Genomic DNA, 20,185 nt, shown 5'->3' on the forward strand with positions numbered 1-20,185 from the left:
GAGGTTTAGTAGCTTTGGAACTCATTATAAAATACCTTCGTTAATTAAATTATGTAAATGAATAACACCAACATAGGTGCCATTATCCATGGCAAGTAATTGTGAAATTCCTTTTTTCTGCATGTGCTCCAATGCTTTAATAGCTAAGGTGTTTGCAGGTATGGTTTTTGGGTTACTTGTCATGATATCTTCGGCTGTCAAGTCTTTAATATTATCATACTTATTAAGCATTCGTCTAATATCACCATCGGTTACGATACCAACAACTTTTTTACCATCTAATACAGCGGTAACCCCAAGCATTTTTTCAGAAATCTCTACGATAACTTTTTTAACCTCGGAATCTTTCTGAACACTTGGCACTTGATTTTTACTTACCAAGTCTGCAACTCTTAGATAAAGTCGTTTGCCCAATGATCCACCTGGGTGGTATTTCGCGAAATCTGTACTGCTAAATCCTTTTATCTCTAAAAGAACTATAGCTAAGGCGTCGCCCATTACTAATTGGGCAGTGGTACTCGTAGTAGGAGCCAATCCGTTAGGGCAAGCTTCTTTTTTTACAAATGTATTCAGAATAAAATCTGCTTGTTTTGCTAGAAAAGATTCAGTGTTGCCAGTCATGGCAATCAATTTATTCGTACCTCTTTTTAAAAGTGGAACTAACATTTTAATTTCAGGAGTATTGCCACTATTAGAAATACAAATAACTACATCATTGTCTTGAACTGTACCTAAGTCACCATGAATAGCGTCTCCGGCATGCATAAAAATTGCAGGAGTACCAGTGGAATTTAAAGTGGCTACTATTTTTGTGGCAATTATGGCGCTTTTTCCAATACCGGAAATAATTACGCGGCCTTTTGATTCAATTATGCAATTTACAACTTTCGCAAAATCGTCTGTTAGAAGTGTTGAGAGATGTTCTATGGCATCACGCTCAGTTTCAATGGTTTTTTTTGCCAAGTCAATAATGGTGTCCGTAGCTATCAATCTATTATTCAAATTATGGATTGTATTCCTAAAAGAATGTGTTATCTTTAAGAATACAAAATTAAACAAACTTAATTTTATATGCTGATTATCGTATGATAATTTAGAATAGCCAAACAAGGTAAATAATATTTTTGTTCACTTATGAGTTTTAGTATACGTAGTGCCCCCTTAAATGTAAAATGTGACAGATAGTAAAGATTTTGAGAATATAGATTTACATTCCTCATTAAAAAAATATTTTGGTTTTTCTCAGTTCAAGGGACTTCAAGAAGAAGTAATCAAAAATGTTTTACGACGGAATAATACGTTTGTGATTATGCCCACAGGTGGGGGTAAATCACTTTGCTACCAATTGCCGGCCCTTATGCAAGAAGGTACCGCGATTGTAGTTTCTCCTTTAATTGCTTTAATGAAGAATCAGGTTGATGCCATTCGTGGTGTTTCCTCTGAAATAGGAATTGCCCATGTTTTAAATTCCTCATTGAATAAAGGTGAGATAAAACAAGTTAAACAAGATATAACCGATGGTATTACTAAGTTGTTATATGTTGCCCCAGAGTCATTAACGAAAGAAGAAAATGTCGAGTTTTTAAGGTCAGTGACGGTTTCTTTTGTTGCAGTCGATGAAGCACATTGTATTTCTGAATGGGGACATGATTTTAGACCTGAGTATCGTAACCTTAAATCGATTGTAGAACGCTTAGGCGATAATATTCCAATAATTGGTTTAACGGCAACAGCGACACCTAAGGTTCAAGAGGATATTATTAAAAATTTAGGCATAGGTGGTGCGAAGTTATTTAAAGCATCTTTTAATCGCCCTAATCTTTTCTATGAAGTACGCACTAAAACCGAAAATGTAGAAGCTGATATTATAAGATTTGTAAAACAAAATTCTGGAAAATCTGGAATTATTTATTGCCTAAGCCGTAAAAAAGTTGAAGAGTTAGCTCAAGTATTGCAAGTGAATGGTGTAAGTGCTGTACCATATCATGCAGGTTTTGATGCAAAGACAAGGTCTAAATATCAAGACATGTTCTTGATGGAAGATGTGGATGTCGTTGTAGCAACAATTGCTTTTGGTATGGGAATAGACAAGCCCGATGTTCGTTTTGTTATTCATAATGATATTCCAAAAAGTATTGAAAGTTACTATCAAGAAACAGGTAGAGCTGGTCGTGATGGGGGTGAAGGTCACTGTTTGGCCTATTACTCTTATAAGGATATTGAGAAATTAGAAAAGTTCATGTCGGGTAAACCAGTAGCTGAACAAGAAATTGGAAATGCACTGCTTCAAGAAGTTGTCGCTTATGCTGAAACGTCTATGTCTAGACGTAAATTTATGCTACACTATTTCGGTGAGGAGTTTGATGAAATCAATGGTGATGGTGCTGAGATGGATGATAATACTAGAAATCCAAAGGAGAAAGAAGAAGCAAAGAATAATGTTGTAAAGCTACTTAAGGTAGTACAGGGTACAAGCGAAAAATTTAAGTCTAAAGAGATTGTAAATGCATTACGTGGTAAATTGAATGCCATTATATCTTCTCATAAAACCAACGAAAAAGATTTTTTTGCAATTGGCTCTGATAAAGATAAAAGTTATTGGATGGCATTAGTGCGCCAAACTCTAGTAGCAGGTCTTCTAAGAAAAGAAATAGAGCAGTATGGTGTCTTGCATTTGACCGAAAATGGAAAGAAATTTTTGAAAACTCCGGTTTCATTTATGATGACCAAAGATCATGTTTATAATGCTGAAAATGATAATGCTATTGTAGGAGCTGCGAAATCTGGTGGTATTGCAGATGAGCGACTTTTAAAACAATTAAAAGATTTAAGAAAGGCACAAGCTAAAAAATTAGGAGTGCCTCCATTTGTTGTGTTTCAAGATCCTTCATTAGAAGATATGGCATTGAAATACCCTATTACTCATGATGAATTGTTGAATGTTCATGGGGTAGGTGAAGGGAAAGCAAAAAAATACGGTAAGCCTTTCATTACTTTTATTAATGATTATGTAACCGAAAATGATATTATTAGGCCAGATGATTTGGTTGTTAAAAGTACTGGTGCTAATTCTGCTTTGAAACTTTATGTGATTCAGAACGTGGATAGAAAATTACCTTTGTCGGATATAGCTTCCTCGAAAGGCTTGGGAATTCCGGATCTTATTAAAGAAATGGAGCAAATCGTTTATAGTGGTACTAAATTAAACTTGAATTATTGGATTGATGAAATCTTAGATGAGGATCAACAAGAAGAAATTCATGAGTACTTTTTAGAAGCTGATACCGATGATTTGGAGGAAGCTATGAGTGAATTTGACGGTGAATACGAAGAAGAGGAACTTCGCCTATACCGATTGAAATTCATCAGCGAGGTTGCTAACTAGAAAGTGAATTTGTGATTTAATAATCAATATATAGTAAAAAGTATAGTCTCTATAGTTCAACGACCTTTAGAACATATTATTAAGAGGTGATGTGACCCAATAAAACGGAGAATATCACCTCTTATTAATTAATGCCTCTTATCATATAAATTTTCATGAAGATATTTACTGGTTTTAAGACTTATTAATTGCTATTGTAATTCTTAGATGAATTTTACTACAAAGTTTTTTATCCGAAGTATCTAGTAAGCTTTCATTTTTATCTCCTAGTTTATAGCGAATAACTTTTATAATTGTTGATTTTTAGCATTTTAAATTTTGTTTAACATAATTTAAAATAAATTAAACAAAATTTAAGATTCTTTTGAAATGTAACCAACTACATTTACAGAAATCTAAAAAAAAGAACTATGAAAATTTTAAAAATTACAACGTTAAGTGCCTTTTTATTATTTGTTTCTACTTCATTCGCCCAATCTGAAACAATTGTCGGTGTTGCCGCTGGGAATGAAAATTTCACAACCTTGGTTACTGCCGTTAAAGCTGCTGATTTAGTAGAGACACTTAGTAGTGAAGGGCCATTTACAGTTTTTGCTCCTGTAAATAGTGCTTTTGACGCACTACCATCTGGTACTGTAGAAAGCTTGTTAGAACCTGAAAGTAAAGTGGCTTTAGCTGGTTTGTTAACGTATCACGTTGTTGCCGGTAAATATATGGCTGGTGATGTCGTAAAAGCTATTAAGGGAAATAAAGGTTCTTTTCCTGTTGAAACTGTACAAGGTGGTACAATTATATTATCATTGAATGGTGATAAAGTAATGTTGGAAGATGAAAAAGGAAACATGGCTACTGTTGTTATGGCAGATGTGGCTACAAGTAATGGTGTTATACATGCAATTGATACTGTTGTAATGCCTAAGTAATTTTAGTTTCCCCTAAAATAAAAGCCCATCTATAATTTAGATGGGCTTTATAATTTATTTTTTTTTGCTCATGGTTTAGATGTACCGTCAGTATCAAACTTACCTCTACGTAACTGTCGTTGTATTTTTTTAATGGCAGATTCTATTGATTTCTCAGGTTCAATAATATTATATTCTCCCCAGAAATTTGGATCCGCGAAACCGATAGATTCGTCACTTAAGATTATAGAGGTCTTAATTCTATTTTTTGACTTTGGTATAACATTATCAATATTTCGTTCCCAATCTGTAATGGCCATTTCACAGCTCATACTATAGACAGAATTAAACAAGCGCTTGTCCCAGTTAATCTTGAATTCTAAAAGTACATTACTATACCCGTAATACCATTTTCCATTTTTTTCCCGATAATCCACTCTATAAGATACTTCAGTTGGCCAAACTTCTGCATTTCTAGGTTTTTTGCGCACAAACATTTGAGAAGCTAATCTTCTGTCCGTTATATTTAATGAGTATACGGCACTAGTTAAAATTTTATTTTCTGCATCGATGTATAATTTCCCTTTAAATAAAGGGTCAATGATTTCTGGCTTTTGTTTAAAATCGACCACATAAATTAATTGATCATTTACCCGTGTTGATGTATCGAAAGAAAAGTCATAATAGGAGAGGGTTTCTTCAGTGAAGATATAATCAGGATACTTAACCATATCTACAAATAATGTGTTGAAAGGACCACCTTGTAACTTTAAGGCAACAGTATCTAATTTATTGTAATCGGTACTCTTTCTTGCCTTGTATAATTCTAACGCATCATTTTTGTTAGATGAATATGGAGCTTTATAGATATTTACAACAGCTTCTGATAAACTAACATTTGTTCTTCGCTTTTTAATGGTTTCTCTGTAAAAAGCTGTCATTACTGTATTCTCGTTCAGGTAATTTTCGCCTTTCTGATTAAGCGTCTCCATTACTAATGTTTTAGCATCATTAGGAGCATCTATTCTTGCTTCTGATAGTGCCATTGCAAATTCATCCATCAATATCTTGCTGCTATCCTTATCCAATTCAGCTAGCGGAATTGACTTTGTTTTATATCCTAAAAATCCAATTATTAAATTTCCATTTACGGCATCATTGGGTACTTTGAGAGCGAAATGCCCCTCTGAATTGGTAATAGTGCTGTGATTAGTGTTCTCAATTGTTAGTGTAGCAAATACTAAAGGTTTCTTATTGTTCGAATCGAGAACTTCACCTGTATATTCTATGAAATTTGGATTTTGCGCAAAAATTAAATTTGCTCCTGTACCTATAAAGAGAAAAATAAGTAGCAGGAACTTTGTCTTATACTTTCCTGATTTGATATTTTGTACTGTTTTCATTACGTTTCTTTTTCATATTAAGGTAATGATTTTTAGTGAATTAAGCTTGATTTTTGAGCAATAATTTGACTGTTAAACCTTTTGAAAACCATAGAATTTAATTCAAATTACTGGTTGCTGTCGAAGGTTTTAGAAGATGAACTTACTAGTCTATTAATTTCTTTCAATTCTTCCTCGGTAAGGTCTCTCCATTTTCCAACTGGTACATCTAAATGTACATTCATGATTCTAATTCGTTTCAACTTTTTTACTCGGTACTCTAAATACTCGCACATTCGACGTATCTGCCTGTTGAGACCTTGAGTCAAAATAATTCGAAATTGATACGTGCTAACTTCAAAAACTTCACATTCTCTAGTTACTGTATCTAAGATGGGAATACCTCTACGCATACGATTAAGAAAATCTATAGTAATAGGTTTGTCAACAGTTACTAAATATTCTTTCTCATGATTGTTACGTGCTCTCAAAATTTTATTCACGATGTCACCATCATCAGTAAGAAAAATAAGTCCTTCACTGGGTTTATCTAATCTACCAATAGGGAAAATACGTTTAGGGTAATTGATGTAGTCAATGATATTATCTTTTTCAACACCTGTATCTGTGGTACAGACTATTCCGACAGGTTTGTTGAAAGCTAAATAAGTTGATTTTCCTTTAGGTTCCTTTATTAATTCACCGTCAACCTTTACAAGATCACCTGTAGAGATTTTTGTACCCATTTCTGGTACGGCACCATTAATAGTAACCCTACCCTGCTCTATAAGTTTATCTGCGGCTCTTCGAGAACAATACCCTGCTTCGCTTAGATATTTATTAATTCTTGTTTTATTGGAATTTTCTTGCATAATTTCTCTTGCGGTTTCGGGTATTATTTACGTTTTAATTCCTGTTGATATATTTCTCTCCCTAATTGTGCTAAAAATGGAATACCAATTTCATCATATTCATATGCATCATCATTGAATATTCCATCTTTGTTTACCAAGATAGTGGCAGTTAAAAGAAAATCGATATTTTTTTCGGTATCTTTTATATAGGCGCAATCGGTTAAGGTTCCATATGCAAAGCCCACTTTATTATAAATTTCAAGATGTTCAGGTATATTTTCTTTGGTATCCCCATAGATGAAAAACTTGCAGTACCCGTCATAATATGAATTTTGGTCATACCCTGCTTTTCGAGGTACGGTATGCATAGTTGATAACAAATATTTACGCTGTTCAACACTTAGATTAAAACGTTCGCTTATATCGAAATTTTGAGGGAAGATGACTCTTTTTATAAGATTGTGTTGCGATGAAATAGGAAAGTAATTTTTGCTACTGAAATCAAAAGGTTCTATAATCAAAATATCATCTTGGTAATAACCAGATCCTTTAGTTATGTTCAAAAGGTTTAGTTCTAAAGGAGTCTTGTTTAATATTGATTTGGTTATACCAGTGGAAGAATCATTTAAATAAACTATTAATGGTTTGGTTCTTAAATCATCTGAATGTTGCCCAAGCCTATGTGCAATTCTAACGGGTGTAATGCCCTTTTTTCTTAAGGAATTATTAATTTCCTCGAAGCCTAATAATTCTACTAACCTATTGTTGGCTAAATTATCACTTACTGCAAAAATTTCAGATACATCTTGTTTGAAAGTACTTTCAATGGTATCACCTTCTACATAGTATCTGGTGTTCATAGTTAGTGTATCGGTAGTGTTTAATCTTTCTAAGGCCAATACTGCGGTCGGGAATTTAACGGTACTTGCTGGATAAAAATAATTACTATCGTTTACTTGAAAATCATAGTCAGTGAAAATCACACTATCATTTCTTCTATCAATCTGGGTGTATCGTATTTGAACCTGATAATTTTCAATACTATCCATCACCCTTTTAATTTTTGGATTTTTGGAAGATAAAGCCGTCTCAAGAAAATTTAAATTTTGCTCTTTTGAAGAGCAAGAGATTAAAAAAATACAGGATATAAGAAGTAAGAGTTGTTTCATGAATAATGAATTTTTTAAGGTGTGTATACTTCGCCACGATGTGGTTTTAGCATATCCCTAACCGAAATCATTTCTTTTTCTTCCACTACCATAAAGGCGATGCTATGCATATCATTGATTTCTTTAAAACCTGTAATATTAAGGGCTGTATTTTCCATAGCAATAAACTCCTTTAAATGCTTTTCATGGTGCTCAGCTGTTTTTAGCGCAGCGGGTCCTCTAAAATCCCAAAGTAATTTTATTTGTCTACTCAAGTAATTGATGGTTTTAAAATTAACGACTATAGATAGGCAAATTTACCTAAAAATCATTAGTTCATTTGCTAATGTGCAATAGTTTACAACATTGCAAACCTTCATTTTTAATCCATAATAAGGTTTTCGTTCTATATTGTAACACCAAAATTTGTGTTAAGTAAATCAATAAGCATTTGCACACGATAGGGTTATTGCTATTTTTGCTTGATGTTTATTATTAAATCAAAACTTATAGTCCTTAAAGCATATTCTATTTTACTAATAGGATTGCTATCTGTTGTAGTCGTTTCTTGTGATGGTCTTTTTAAAAAAGAAGAGCAGAAGAACCCAATTGCTAGAGTAGGAGATGTTTATTTATTTCAAAAAGATTTAGCGCCATTGATTACTGAAAACATGACAAAAGGGGACAGTGCTTCTTTTGCTGTCAACTATATTAATAACTGGGCATCAAAACAATTACTACTGTCAAAAGCCAAAATTAATTTGTCTGAAGACAAATTAGCGGAGTACAATGCACTGGTAGACGACTATAGAACTGATTTGTATACCCGTGTTTATAAGGAAGCTTTGGTTTCGCAAGCTACAGATACCGTTATTACGGATGCTCAACTAGAAGCTTTCTACGAAAAGGGAAAAGAAAACTTTAAACTTAAAGAAAGAATTGCTAGAGTACGCTTTGTCTCTTTACCAAAAGGATTTATGGATAAAGATGAGGTGTCTAAACGGTTAAAGAGGTTTAAGAATGAAGATGTTCGTTATTTAGATTCTATCGGTGTTCAATTCAATAAGTTAAACTTTAACGATTCTATTTGGGTACGTTACACGAGAATTTTCGAAGAAATACCGCCAATTAACATTGACAATGCCGATAAGTACTTAAAAAATTCACAATTTTTTGAATTGGAGGATTCAATCGGGGTATATTTGGGGAAAATAGAAGAAATAAAGGATGTTAATGAAATTGCACCCTTATCTTTTATTAAGCCTACCATAGAACAAGTTTTATTAAGCCGCAGAAAAATGGACTACCTGCGTAAATTAGAAACTGAATTATTAGATGAAGCAATCAAGGATAAAGAATTTGAAGTTTTCGAAAGTAACAAATAGTATTTATATCGGTTCGGTTATGCTGTTTTCTAGTGTTGTTGCAGCACAAGATTCCATACCTACAGTAACCGATAATGAAGTGGAGCCAATCGAGGCTGTTGCAGAAGCAACTGTTTCAAAAAAGGACTCATCAATCAATTTCAAAAGAGTTAAATTAGATGGTATTGCCGCTGTTGTTGGTGATTATGTAATCTTAGATTCTGATATAGAAAAAACATTAATTGATTTGAAAAGTCAGGGAGCTTCGACAGAAGATATTACCCACTGTGGCCTTTTAGGTAAATTGATGGAAGACCGTTTATATGCTAATCAGGCTGTTCAAGATAGTATTTTGGTGTCTGATGATGAGGTGAATGCAACAGGTGATCGTCAATTACAATCTTTAGTGCAACAAATAGGCTCTATGGATAAAGTCTTGAAGTACTACAAGAAAGAAGATGAAGCGACTTTTAGAGAAGAGTTATACAAAATAAATAAATTGCGAATGCTTTCTGAGCGTATGCAGCAAGATATCATTAAAGAAATTGAAATTACACCTGAAGAGGTTCGTCAATTCTTTAACAAGATACCTGAAGATGAACGTCCAAATTTTGGTGCTGAATTAGAAATAGCACAAATCACAAAGGAGCCAAAACCATCTGAAGAAGAAAAACAAAAAGTAATAGATAAGCTTAGTCAGATTAAAGCCGATGTTGACGATAACGATGCAAGTTTTAGTGTAAAGGCTATATTATATTCTCAAGATCCTGGTTCAAAATCTAAAGGTGGTTTTTATAGTATTACAAAAACTACAGGCTTTGATAAGACTTTTAAAGATGTTGCCTTTAGTTTAAAAGAGGGTGAGGTTTCTGAGCCTTTCGAAACTACATTTGGATATCACATAATTTTTATTGAGAAGATTAGAGGTCAAGAATTAGATTTAAGACATATTCTTATTCAACCAGAAATTTCTCAAAATGTGCTTGATGAAGCAAAGAAGGAATTGGATAGTATTCGTAAAAAAATAATCAATAAAGAATTTACTTTTGCTGAAGCCGCACTGAATTTCTCTGATGAAAAAGAAACTAAGTTTGATGGCGGATTGCTAAGAAATCCTCAAGATTTCAGTTCAAGATTCGAACTGACTAAAATGGATCCTACTTTATATAATCAAGTTCAGAATTTAAAGGATAATGAAATTACTTATCCGGTATTAGAGCAAGATCCCCGAGGTGGTCCACCAAAATATAAGATTCTAAAGATTACCAATAGATATGATGAGCACGTGGCTAATTTCTCAAAAGATTATACCAAAATTCAAGATTTAGCACTTACTGAGAAAAAGTATAATGCCATTAAAAAATGGATGGACGAGCATATTGAAGAGACCTATATTAGTGTGAACGACGATAACAGAGATTGTGAGTTCGCTAACAATTGGGTAAAGGAATAGATATATGTCAGACGTTGCCGCTATAGAACGCCTAGTTGTAAAACATGCCGAGCTTAAAAAAGAAATAGCAAAGGTTATTGTTGGTCAAGAAGAGGTAATTGAACAGATTCTGCTTTCAATTTATACGGGTGGTCACTCATTATTGATAGGTGTTCCTGGTCTAGCAAAAACGTTGATGGTGAATACCATTGCTCAAGCTTTAGGGTTAGATTTTAAAAGAATACAATTTACACCAGATTTAATGCCTAGTGATATACTTGGTAGTGAAATATTAGATCAGAATAGAAATTTTAAATTTCTTAAAGGCCCTATTTTTTCTAACATCATTTTGGCTGATGAGATTAATAGAACTCCACCAAAAACGCAGGCGGCACTTTTAGAGGCAATGCAAGAAAGATCGGTTACTATTGCCGGCCATCAGCATAAATTAGAATTACCATATTTTGTTTTGGCAACCCAGAACCCTATTGAGCAAGAAGGAACTTATCCTTTACCAGAAGCCCAATTAGACCGTTTTATGTTTGCGATAGAATTAAAATACCCTTCTGTTGCAGAAGAAATTCAAGTGGTTAAGAATACAACAGCTAATATTAAGCAGACAATAAACCCGCTTTTTAACGCCAAAGACATTATAGAAATTCAAGAATTAATTCGAAGAATTCCTGTTGCTGATAATGTTGTAGAGTATGCTGTTAAATTAGTGAATAGTACTAGACCAAATTTAGATTCAGCTTCAGATTTTGTAAAGCAATATTTAGATTGGGGTGCTGGCCCAAGGGCATCGCAAAATCTTATTTTAGGTGCCAAGGCAAATGCTGCAATTAATGGTAAATTTTCTCCAGATATAGAAGATGTTCATGTGGTAGTAAAAGGTATACTTCGCCATCGAATTATCAAAAATTATAAAGCAGAAGCCGAAGGTATCACAGAAGAGGATATCATAGATAAATTGCTTTAAAACAATCCCTTACTTTCTAAGTTTTTCGTAAGTAAAATTATGGAATAGTCACTTTCAATAGAATGTGGTACATCTTGCTATTTTATCCTATTTAAGAAAAAGCTAATAATCATACTTATTTAATTTTAATTGCGTTATAGATTTTCTTAAATTTACCGAATTGCGCTAACATAAAATTAGATAAAGAATGGCATTTGATATTGATATGATAAAAGAAGTTTACGCCAATATGGCTAAACGTGTTGACGAGGCAAGGAATATTGTAGGGAAACCTCTTACTCTTTCTGAGAAAATTTTGTATTCTCATCTATGGGATGGCACGCCAAGTAAGGCGTTTACAAGAGGTAAAGATTACGTTGATTTTGCTCCGGATCGTATCGCTTGTCAAGATGCAACCGCTCAAATGGCTTTATTGCAATTTATGCAAGCTGGTAAACCTAAAGTAGCCGTGCCAACTACTGTTCACTGTGATCACTTGATTCAGGCAAAAAATGGTGCTACTGCAGATTTAAAATCTGCAAATACAACCAGTGCTGAAGTATTCGATTTTTTAGAATCGGTTTCAAATAAATACGGAATTGGTTTTTGGAAACCAGGTGCAGGTATCATTCACCAAGTTGTACTTGAGAATTATGCATTTCCAGGAGGTATGATGATCGGTACAGATTCACATACTGTTAATGCTGGTGGATTAGGAATGGTTGCAATTGGTGTTGGTGGAGCTGATGCTGTTGATGTTATGGCAGGCATGGCTTGGGAATTAAAGTTTCCAAAATTAATCGGTGTTAAGTTAACTGGAACAATTTCTGGTTGGACGGCACCTAAAGATGTAATCCTTAAGGTTGCTGAAATTCTTACCGTAAAAGGTGGAACAGGAGCAATCGTAGAATATTTTGGTTCTGGTGCTAAATCTTTATCATGTACTGGTAAAGGTACTATTTGTAATATGGGCGCTGAAATTGGTGCTACTACATCTACATTTGGCTATGACGACTCTATGGAGCGTTATTTAAGAGCTACCGATAGAGCTGATATTGCTGATGCTGCAAACAAAGTTAGAGAACATTTAACGGCTGATGACGAGGTATATGCAGACCCAGAAAAATATTTTGATGAAGTTATTGAAATTAACTTGTCAGAATTAACTCCATTATTGAATGGTCCTTTTACACCAGATTTGTCCACTAAAGTTGGTCATGATATGACTGAAAAGGCGACTGCTCATGAATGGCCACTAGCTGTTGAGTGGGGACTGATAGGTTCTTGTACAAACTCTTCTTATGAAGATTTGTCTAGAGCATCTTCAATCGCACAACAAGCTATCGATAAAGGAATAAAAATGAAGGCTGAATTAGGAATTAACCCTGGTTCAGAACAAGTACGTTTTACAGCTGCTCGTGATGGTATTCTTGGAATATTCGAGAAATTAGATGCTAAAATATTCACAAATGCTTGTGGACCATGTATCGGTCAATGGGCTCGTTACAGTGATCCTAAAAATGCACCTAAAAATAGTATTGTACATTCTTTCAATAGAAACTTTGCTAAACGTGCAGATGGTAATCCAAATACGCATGCTTTCGTAGCTTCTCCAGAAATAACTGCAGCTATTGCAATTGCAGGTAGATTAGATTTTAATCCGATGACGGATAAATTAATCAATGAAAATGGAGAAGAAGTAATGTTTGATGAGCCAACGGGATGGGAATTACCACCAAAAGGTTTTGAAGTAGAAGATGCAGGTTACCTTGCTCCAGATAAAGATGGTTCTGGTGTAGCTGTTAAAGTAGCTTTAGATTCTGAAAGACTACAATTATTAGAGCCATTTACCCCGATAAAAGATGAAAGCTTAAAAGGAGCTAAATTATTGATTAAAGCTTTTGGTAAATGTACTACTGATCATATTTCAATGGCAGGTCCGTGGTTACGTTTTCGTGGTCATTTAGATAATATATCGAATAACTGTTTAATTGGTGCTGTTAATGCCTTTGGTCACAAAACTAATTTGGTTAAAAATCAATTAACAGGAGACTTTGGTGGTGTTCCTGATACAGCACGGGCATATAAAGCTGCTGGTGTAAGAAGTATTGTTGTTGGTGATCATAACTACGGTGAAGGGTCTTCTCGTGAGCACGCTGCAATGGAGCCACGTCATCTAGGGGTTGCAGCCGTTATAGTGAAGTCATTTGCACGTATACATGAAACAAACCTTAAAAAACAAGGAATGTTAGGTTTGACTTTTACAAATGAAAGTGATTATGACCTAATTCAAGAAGATGATACATTTAACTTTCTTGATATTTCAGAATTTGCACCAGACAAACAATTAACAATCGAGGTTGTTCATGCTGATGGTAGTAAAGATGTAGTTAAAGTAAATCATACGTATAATGCTGCCCAAATAGGATGGTATAGAGAAGGTTCTGCTCTTAATGTAATTAAGAGAGAAAACGCTTCATAAATCAATAGCTTAAAATAAGTAAGCAAAACTCCTGATTATTATCAGGAGTTTTTTAGTTTTGAACCCTATTAAATTCCAATGAAGAGACAGACGGTTTTTACCCTAATGATTATTGCATTTGTGCTTTCATTTTTTGTTACGCCTTTGGGTGATTACAGCAAAATACTCCTTAATAGAATTTTTGCTACTTCACCAACCATTATACAGCTAGAAAAAAGAGGTAAAATTTCCGATTATGATTGGAAGCTTAAAGATGAGAGTTGGAAATTTATCAATTTTAATGAAACTAAAGGAAAAGTAGCCTTCATTACTTTTTGGACATCCTGGCACATGCCATCACAGGCACAATTAAAAGACATTCAGTACTTGTATGATACTTTTGGGAATAAGATAAAGTTCTATATTATAACAAACGAGGAAAGAGAGCCTGTTGAACTTTTTATGAAAGAGCAGGGGTACACATTTCCTGTAACGTACCAAATTATAGGAGAAAAGAGTCCATTATCATTACTTAAGCCACCAGGTTCTTACGTAATAGATAAAAACGGTTTTATCGTAATTCACCAAAACGCTATTGCTGATTGGGACAATGAAAAAGTGGATACACTGCTAAATGAGCTTATTTCGGAATAAAATATGTCTCAAGTTACGACGATAACTTTTTTTAAATACCACACTTTACGAAATAAAATTTGGGCTTTTGGTATGATGCAATTTGCACATGTAGCATTATCCGAGGTTAAAGGGCTCCAGGATTATAAATTAATGGGTAGTGGAAAGGATGGGTTCAATCCATTTGCAGACTGGTCAGTTTACGTATTACTTCAAATTTGGGAGAACGAGGAAGAAGCCAATGTCTTTTTTGAAGAATCTGAATTAATGAAAAGATATCTAAAAAAGGCCACAGAGCGTTGTTCGCTATTTTTGAAAAACATTAAAGCTAAAGGTGAATGGTCTGGTATAAATCCTTTTGTCAAAAGTGATAGTATAACTGAGAATAATCCATATATAGCCGTTATAACTAGGGCAACCATTAAGTTAAGTTTACTATATAAATTTTGGAAATATGTGCCCACTTCCCAAAAATCATTAGAAAATAATAAAGGACTTATGTTTACAAAGGGGATAGGCGAAGTTCCATTTTTACAAATGGCTACGTTCAGTATTTGGAAGGATAAAGAGTCGCTTATGCAGTTTGCTTATGGCAGTAAAGAGCATGTACAGGCAATTGAAAAAACAAAAAAATTAAATTGGTATAGTGAGGAGCTTTTTTCTAGATTTCAACCCTATAAGTCAATTGGTACTTGGGAGGCAATGGGAGAACTCCCTTTCTAATCCCGATTTCTCTAAACCTATTTAAAAAACAATCGCTTTTTTATTAATATACTTCATTAGTTTTAAGGCTAGTTGTCAATCATAAAAATAAAAATAAACAAAAAAACATAGCTGTGCTAAATACAAGTTAAGGGAAAATACTTGGTTCCCCTTTATGTTAAATAGTTTAAGTACAACTTGAAAAAGAATGCCCACCAAAAGCCAAGTCCAATAATTTTCAAAAGTTGGCATACCACCACTAAACGTCCAAAAATGAAATGTTGGAGCGCTTTTTTCCATAAAAAAATCAAGAATTACCATTAACCCAGCAGCACCTATTATTTTTACACGGTAGGGCAGCGTGGTAAAATCTAATATACTTGCTGTTATAAATGTCAATAACGCCCAATAGGCACCAATTAAGTAAGGCACTCCGTCTAATTTAGGCCCAAAATTATGTCCGTACTTATATTCGCCAAATAGAATTTGATAGTTTACGCCAAGCCATTCTGCAAACATACCTCCAACAAAAAAGAGAAGAAGCGCTGTAACTTTCTTTAAATTGTTGATTGGATAAATAAATAAAAAAAGAAAAAATGAGAGTCCTAGGTTTATTGGTGTTTTCTCAATAAACCAATTTAAATTGCCTAAAGTGATACCAATAACTGCTGAGATATGGAATAACCAGATGATTCCAACACTCAGCCAAACTTTATTTTTTTTTAATATATCAAGCATGGGTAATTGTTTCGGGAACTAAGTCATCAACTATTTTTGCGGATAATAGACATAATGGAATGCCACCACCAGGATGCACCGACCCACCACAGAAATATAAATTTTTAATTAAACGTGAAAAATTTGGATGTCTCAAGAAAGCTGCATATTTGTTATTACTCGCAGCTCCATACAATGCACCTCTATAGGAACTTGTATTAGATTCGATACCCATAGGGTCTAACACATGTTCTGTAGTAATTAATTTTTCTATATCTATCTTTAATATCCTGTTCAGTTTCAGTATTATATTTTTTCTTGCCCGTTTCTTTAATGCTTCCCAATCTTGCCCATAATTTCCTGGTGCGTTAACCATAACAAACCAGTTTTCATGACCTTTTGGAGCATCTGTTGGATTTTCTTTTGAAGTAATGTTGATATAAACCGTGGGGTCATTAAATATTGTTTTATCCCTGAAAATAGCAGAGAATTCTTTTTCATATGACGCACTGAAAAAAATATTGTGTAAATCCAGTTCTGGAAATTCTTTTTCAATTCCCCAATAAAAAATTAACGCTGAACTAGAACGTTCTTGTGCCAAGGTTTTTTTAGGTGATTTTTCATTAGGTAATAATTGTTTATACGTAGGGTAGATGTCCATGTTGGAAACTATTTTATCAGCTATATAATTTTTTTTAATGGTTTTTACTCCTGTAGCACTATTATTTTCTATTATAATTTGTTCAACTTTTTCGTTGAAATTAAATTGGACACCTTGGTCCAAGGCTAATTTATAGAGGCTTAAACTTATTTGATGCATTCCACCTTTTGGAAAAAATGTACCAAAATCCATTTCTAAATGTGGAATCATTGACATAATTCCAGGAGATTGATAAGGGGAGGATCCATTGTAGGTGGCATACCTATTAAATAATTGCACCAATTTAGGATTCTTAAAACTACGCTCGTTTATTTTGTTTAATGTGGAATTTACATCTAGAATTCCAATTTGCAATATTGCCTGTATAGTCTGTCTAGATAAATAAGTTTGTAATTTATGAAGTGATTTTTCTAGAAATAAGGAAGCGGTCAGATCATACTTTCTTTTATTTCGCTCAATATATTTTGAAATATGCTCTGCTGGTTCATTAAAACTTTTGGCCGCAGAGTTTATAAAGTCCTGTTTGTTGGAAATGGCATTAAAACGATGTCCATCTTCCCAAAAGTAGTTGCAAATATTTTTTTTTTGATTGAATTGAAAGTGGTCTTCTGGTTGTTTATTAAACAGCTCAAATAATTCAGTTACTAAATGAGGCATTGTAAATAATGATGGCCCTAGATCAAATCGGAAACCATCTTGTTCTTTTGCATGCAATTTACCGCCAGGATAACTATTGGCTTCTAAAACTATGACTTCATAGCCCTTCTTTCGAAAGCGTAAAGCACTGGCTATACCAGCAATGCCGGCACCAATTACCAGAACTTTAGCCATAATTACTTTTTAAAATACTTAAAAGGAACGAAGAGCATACCAAAACATTCTCCATCACCTTTTCCTAAATGCTTATGATGCATTTTGTGAGCTCTTCTAACACCTCTGCTATACCAATTATTAGCGTTTCTAAAGAGTTTGAAGCGTTGGTGAATGAATATGTCATGAACTAAGAAATAAGCTATGCCATACGCCAATATTCCAAACCCTAGTGGATAGCCGTACCAAAAACCAGTGTTGCCAGAATAGAATAAAGACATACTAACGATAGCGTAAAAAATAAAGAAGGCATCGTTTCTTTCAAACCATGATTCATGATCTTTCTTGTGGTGATCTCTATGTAAAGTCCATAGAAAACCATGCATTATAAATTTATGCGTAAACCAAGCCATAAATTCCATGAACAAAAAGGTTCCTAAAAATATTAATATCCAAACTACTATATTCATTATACTAAGTTCATTTTAAATTTAACATAAGACCGTGCCAAAAGACCAAATTTCTCATAGTTAGGCACCCTTATTCTCGCATTTTTAATTTCTAAAGAAGGTGTATTTTGCAGTTTTTTCAATAATTTATAATAATATTTATAAGCTGTATAAACACCGAATTTAGCTTCTGTGGGTAAGCCGACAATTCCTTCATAACCTAACTTGAAATCTGCTTTAATTTCTTCAACAATTCGTTTTTTAGAATTTTCATCAAGCTCTTTTAAATTGGTGTTTGGGAAATATGATCTATTTAATTCTTCAAAATCTGCCTTTACATCTCTTAAGAAATTTACTTTTTGAAATGCCGATCCTAAAGCCATTGCAGATTCCTTTAATCTTTCATATTCCTTAACATCGCCTTTTACAAATACTTTTAAACACATTAAACCAACAACATCTGCTGACCCATAAATGTAATCTTTGTATTCTGCATCTGTTAGATATACATTCTTTACTAAATCCATTCGCATGCTCTTCATAAAAGAATCTACCAAATGCTTAGGAATATTGAACGTATGAAAGGTATGTTGAAAAGAATTTAAAATAGGATTCAGACTAATTTTATCAATTAGAGCGGACTCTAGCTCTTGTTCAAATTTATCAAAGAGTACTACTTTGTTATAATCATGAAATGTATCTACAATTTCATCGGCAAAGCGAACAAAACCGTAAATATTATATATATGGCCACGAATAGAAGAATGAAGCATCTTTGTTGCTAAAGCAAACGAAGTGCTGTATCGTTCAGTAACGACTTTACTACATTGGTACGAGACTTCGTCAAAAGTTACTTTCATGCGTTAAACTAATTATCTTTTATAATTAATTCTGACACTAATTTACCAGAGATCAATGCGGGAGGAACTCCGGGGCCAGGTACAGTCAGTTGCCCTGTAAAATATAAATCAGTTACTTTTTTACTTCTTAAATTGGGTCTCAAAAACGCCGTTTGCGTAAGAGTGTTTGCCATGCCATAGGCATTTCCTTTATATGAGTTGTACCGCTCCTTAAAATCATTAACGCAAAATATTTCCTTGAATATAATATTATTTCTGATGTTTTGACCAGTTCTTAATTCGAATCTATTCATAATTAATTCGAAATATTGGTCTCTTAAATCTTGTGTATCTTCTAAATTGGTAGCAATGGGTACCAAGAAAAAACCGGTTTCGCAATCTTTTGGAGCCATGCTAGTGTCCGTTATTGATGGAAAATTCGCATAAAATAATGGATTCGATGGCCATTGTGGGTTATCGTATATTTCTTTTGCGTGCAACTCAAAATCGGTATCAAAAAACAGATTATGATGCTCAACATTTTTTAATTTGGTATCAAAGCCAATATAAAAGAGTAATGATGATGGCGCAAATACTTTCTTGTCCCAATACTCCTCTGAATATTGCCTATATTTTTGTTCAAGTAAGCTTTCTGAATGATGATAGTCTGCACCGCTCAAGATTACATCTGCATTAAATATTTTTCCGCCAGATGATACTCCTGTTGCTTTTCCGTTAGATACTAATATTTTATCAATGGGCATGGAAGTATGCATAGTAACACCCAGTTCAATAGCAAGATTTTGCATGGCTTTTATCACTTCATACATTCCGCCTTTAGGATGCCACGTACCTAAACCAAAATCAGCAAAGTTCATAAAACTATAAAATGAGGGCGTTTTGCTAGGTTTTGCACCTAAAAATAGTACGGGAAATTCTAAAGTAGATATCAATTTTGGATTTTTAAATCGCTTTCTAACTTGAGAACTTATAGTCTTAAAAAATTGGTCGACTTTTAAAATGGTTTCTTTGGTTACTAACTCTAAGGGAGAAAGGCCAGGTCTTAAAACAATTTTATTGATGGCAATATCATAATTAATTTGAGCCTCTCGTATGAACTTTTTCAATTCTTTTGAGCTACCAGATTCAATTCTTTCAAATTCCACACAAATTTTATCCATCGAATCACCAATGGTAATGATGTCGTCAGAAAAGAAGATTTTATATGCAGGGCTTAATTTATCTAGTTGATAATAATCGGAAGTTTTCTTATTGAAATCAGCAAAGAATTTATCGAAAATATCTGGCATCCAGTACCAGCTTGGCCCCATGTCAAAGGTGAAACCGCCTTTAACAAATTGAGAAGCTCGACCACCTAAAGAGTCGTTTTTTTCATAAACAGAAACGTTCCACCCATCTTTTGCCAAGTAACACGCTGCTGATAAAGATGCGAAACCAGAACCTATTACGATGCAATTTTTCTTCATT

The 20,185-nt window shown here is 33.7% G+C and carries 18 protein-coding genes; 8 read left to right on the forward strand and 10 right to left on the reverse strand.

The annotated features are described in order from the left end of the window. Positions 1–24 precede the first annotated feature (24 nt). Positions 25–1,002 carry a KpsF/GutQ family sugar-phosphate isomerase gene (locus B5X55_RS02505; RefSeq protein WP_079511002.1) on the reverse strand — a complete coding sequence of 326 codons (978 nt, stop codon included), beginning with the start codon at positions 1,000–1,002 and terminating at the stop codon, positions 25–27. Positions 1,003–1,174: 172 nt separating this feature from the next. Between B5X55_RS02505 and B5X55_RS02510 the strand changes: the two genes are divergently transcribed. Continuing rightward, on the forward strand, positions 1,175–3,385 hold the full coding sequence (locus B5X55_RS02510) for a RecQ family ATP-dependent DNA helicase (protein ID WP_200811579.1): 2,211 nt from the start codon (positions 1,175–1,177) through the stop codon (positions 3,383–3,385). Between the two features lie 410 nt (positions 3,386–3,795). Further along, complete coding sequence (locus tag B5X55_RS02515) at positions 3,796–4,308, forward strand: fasciclin domain-containing protein (protein ID WP_079511003.1); 513 nt, start codon at positions 3,796–3,798, stop codon at positions 4,306–4,308. A gap of 68 nt (positions 4,309–4,376) precedes the next feature. Here B5X55_RS02515 and B5X55_RS02520 read toward each other — a convergent pair whose 3' ends face one another. From B5X55_RS02520 to B5X55_RS02535, 4 genes are all read right to left on the reverse strand, one after another. Beyond that, complete coding sequence (locus B5X55_RS02520) at positions 4,377–5,690, reverse strand: carboxypeptidase-like regulatory domain-containing protein (protein ID WP_079511004.1); 1,314 nt, start codon at positions 5,688–5,690, stop codon at positions 4,377–4,379. A 107-nt stretch (positions 5,691–5,797) separates the two neighbouring features. Further along, the gene (gene rluF / locus B5X55_RS02525) at positions 5,798–6,541 is read right to left on the reverse strand and encodes a 23S rRNA pseudouridine(2604) synthase RluF (protein WP_079511005.1); all 744 of its coding nucleotides are present in this window, start codon (positions 6,539–6,541) and stop codon (positions 5,798–5,800) included. 23 nt (positions 6,542–6,564) lie between these two features. Then, on the reverse strand, positions 6,565–7,692 hold the full coding sequence (locus tag B5X55_RS02530) for a serine hydrolase (RefSeq protein WP_079511006.1): 1,128 nt from the start codon (positions 7,690–7,692) through the stop codon (positions 6,565–6,567). Positions 7,693–7,706: 14 nt separating this feature from the next. Continuing rightward, complete coding sequence (locus B5X55_RS02535) at positions 7,707–7,946, reverse strand: hypothetical protein (protein ID WP_079511007.1); 240 nt, start codon at positions 7,944–7,946, stop codon at positions 7,707–7,709. Positions 7,947–8,156: 210 nt separating this feature from the next. Between B5X55_RS02535 and B5X55_RS02540 the strand changes: the two genes are divergently transcribed. The 6 genes from B5X55_RS02540 (at position 8,157) to B5X55_RS02565 (ending at position 15,242) form a co-directional block, all read left to right on the forward strand. Continuing rightward, the gene (locus tag B5X55_RS02540; RefSeq protein ID WP_079511008.1) at positions 8,157–9,056 is read left to right on the forward strand and encodes a peptidylprolyl isomerase; all 900 of its coding nucleotides are present in this window, start codon (positions 8,157–8,159) and stop codon (positions 9,054–9,056) included. Then, on the forward strand, positions 9,007–10,488 hold the full coding sequence (locus B5X55_RS02545) for a peptidylprolyl isomerase (RefSeq protein WP_394332825.1): 1,482 nt from the start codon (positions 9,007–9,009) through the stop codon (positions 10,486–10,488). The genes B5X55_RS02540 and B5X55_RS02545 overlap by 50 nt, the downstream gene beginning before the upstream one ends. Positions 10,489–10,492: 4 nt before the next feature. Further along, positions 10,493–11,446 (forward strand): AAA family ATPase, encoded by a 954-nt coding sequence (locus tag B5X55_RS02550; protein ID WP_079511009.1) that lies wholly within the window; start codon positions 10,493–10,495, stop codon positions 11,444–11,446. A gap of 187 nt (positions 11,447–11,633) precedes the next feature. After that, positions 11,634–13,907, forward strand: a complete 2,274-nt coding sequence (locus B5X55_RS02555; RefSeq protein WP_079511010.1) for an aconitate hydratase — start codon at positions 11,634–11,636, stop codon at positions 13,905–13,907. 78 nt (positions 13,908–13,985) lie between these two features. Continuing rightward, on the forward strand, positions 13,986–14,540 hold the full coding sequence (locus tag B5X55_RS02560; RefSeq protein ID WP_079511011.1) for a TlpA family protein disulfide reductase: 555 nt from the start codon (positions 13,986–13,988) through the stop codon (positions 14,538–14,540). Between the two features lie 3 nt (positions 14,541–14,543). Beyond that, on the forward strand, positions 14,544–15,242 hold the full coding sequence (locus tag B5X55_RS02565) for a DUF3291 domain-containing protein (RefSeq protein ID WP_079511012.1): 699 nt from the start codon (positions 14,544–14,546) through the stop codon (positions 15,240–15,242). Between the two features lie 75 nt (positions 15,243–15,317). Here the strand turns inward: B5X55_RS02565 and B5X55_RS02570 are convergent, their stop codons facing one another. From B5X55_RS02570 to B5X55_RS02590, 5 genes are read right to left on the reverse strand one after another with little or no spacing between them, the layout of a single operon-like run. After that, positions 15,318–15,959 (reverse strand): carotenoid biosynthesis protein, encoded by a 642-nt coding sequence (locus B5X55_RS02570; protein WP_079511013.1) that lies wholly within the window; start codon positions 15,957–15,959, stop codon positions 15,318–15,320. Then, positions 15,952–17,430, reverse strand: a complete 1,479-nt coding sequence (gene crtD / locus B5X55_RS02575; RefSeq protein WP_200811580.1) for a 1-hydroxycarotenoid 3,4-desaturase CrtD — start codon at positions 17,428–17,430, stop codon at positions 15,952–15,954. Before crtD ends, B5X55_RS02570 begins: the two co-directional genes overlap by 8 nt. A gap of 2 nt (positions 17,431–17,432) precedes the next feature. Continuing rightward, a complete protein-coding gene (locus B5X55_RS02580) occupies positions 17,433–17,879 on the reverse strand; it encodes a sterol desaturase family protein (RefSeq protein ID WP_079511015.1) in 447 nt (148 codons plus the stop codon). Continuing rightward, positions 17,879–18,718, reverse strand: coding sequence for a phytoene/squalene synthase family protein (locus B5X55_RS02585; RefSeq protein WP_079511016.1), 840 nt, complete (start codon positions 18,716–18,718; stop codon positions 17,879–17,881). Before B5X55_RS02585 ends, B5X55_RS02580 begins: the two co-directional genes overlap by 1 nt. 8 nt (positions 18,719–18,726) lie before the next feature. Next, entirely contained in the window at positions 18,727–20,184 is a 1,458-nt protein-coding gene (locus B5X55_RS02590) for a bifunctional phytoene desaturase/3,4-desaturase (protein ID WP_079511017.1), read from the reverse strand. Position 20,185 lies beyond the last annotated feature (1 nt).

Source organism: Maribacter arcticus, from assembly GCF_900167935.1.
Lineage (GTDB): Bacteria > Bacteroidota > Bacteroidia > Flavobacteriales > Flavobacteriaceae > Maribacter > Maribacter arcticus.

Coding starts and splice junctions, on each gene's coding strand:
- B5X55_RS02515 (WP_079511003.1), top strand. CDS start 3,796: ATGAAAATTTTAAAAATTACAACGTTAAGTGCCTTTTTATTATTTGTT.
- rluF (WP_079511005.1), bottom strand. CDS start 6,541: ATGCAAGAAAATTCCAATAAAACAAGAATTAATAAATATCTAAGCGAA.
- crtD (WP_200811580.1), bottom strand. CDS start 17,430: ATGGCTAAAGTTCTGGTAATTGGTGCCGGCATTGCTGGTATAGCCAGT.
- B5X55_RS02555 (WP_079511010.1), top strand. CDS start 11,634: ATGGCATTTGATATTGATATGATAAAAGAAGTTTACGCCAATATGGCT.
- B5X55_RS02520 (WP_079511004.1), bottom strand. CDS start 5,690: ATGAAAACAGTACAAAATATCAAATCAGGAAAGTATAAGACAAAGTTC.
- B5X55_RS02570 (WP_079511013.1), bottom strand. CDS start 15,959: ATGCTTGATATATTAAAAAAAAATAAAGTTTGGCTGAGTGTTGGAATC.
- B5X55_RS02585 (WP_079511016.1), bottom strand. CDS start 18,718: ATGAAAGTAACTTTTGACGAAGTCTCGTACCAATGTAGTAAAGTCGTT.
- B5X55_RS02580 (WP_079511015.1), bottom strand. CDS start 17,879: ATGAATATAGTAGTTTGGATATTAATATTTTTAGGAACCTTTTTGTTC.
- B5X55_RS02530 (WP_079511006.1), bottom strand. CDS start 7,692: ATGAAACAACTCTTACTTCTTATATCCTGTATTTTTTTAATCTCTTGC.
- B5X55_RS02550 (WP_079511009.1), top strand. CDS start 10,493: ATGTCAGACGTTGCCGCTATAGAACGCCTAGTTGTAAAACATGCCGAG.
- B5X55_RS02545 (WP_394332825.1), top strand. CDS start 9,007: ATGAAGCAATCAAGGATAAAGAATTTGAAGTTTTCGAAAGTAACAAAT.
- B5X55_RS02540 (WP_079511008.1), top strand. CDS start 8,157: ATGTTTATTATTAAATCAAAACTTATAGTCCTTAAAGCATATTCTATT.
- B5X55_RS02590 (WP_079511017.1), bottom strand. CDS start 20,184: ATGAAGAAAAATTGCATCGTAATAGGTTCTGGTTTCGCATCTTTATCA.
- B5X55_RS02560 (WP_079511011.1), top strand. CDS start 13,986: ATGAAGAGACAGACGGTTTTTACCCTAATGATTATTGCATTTGTGCTT.
- B5X55_RS02565 (WP_079511012.1), top strand. CDS start 14,544: ATGTCTCAAGTTACGACGATAACTTTTTTTAAATACCACACTTTACGA.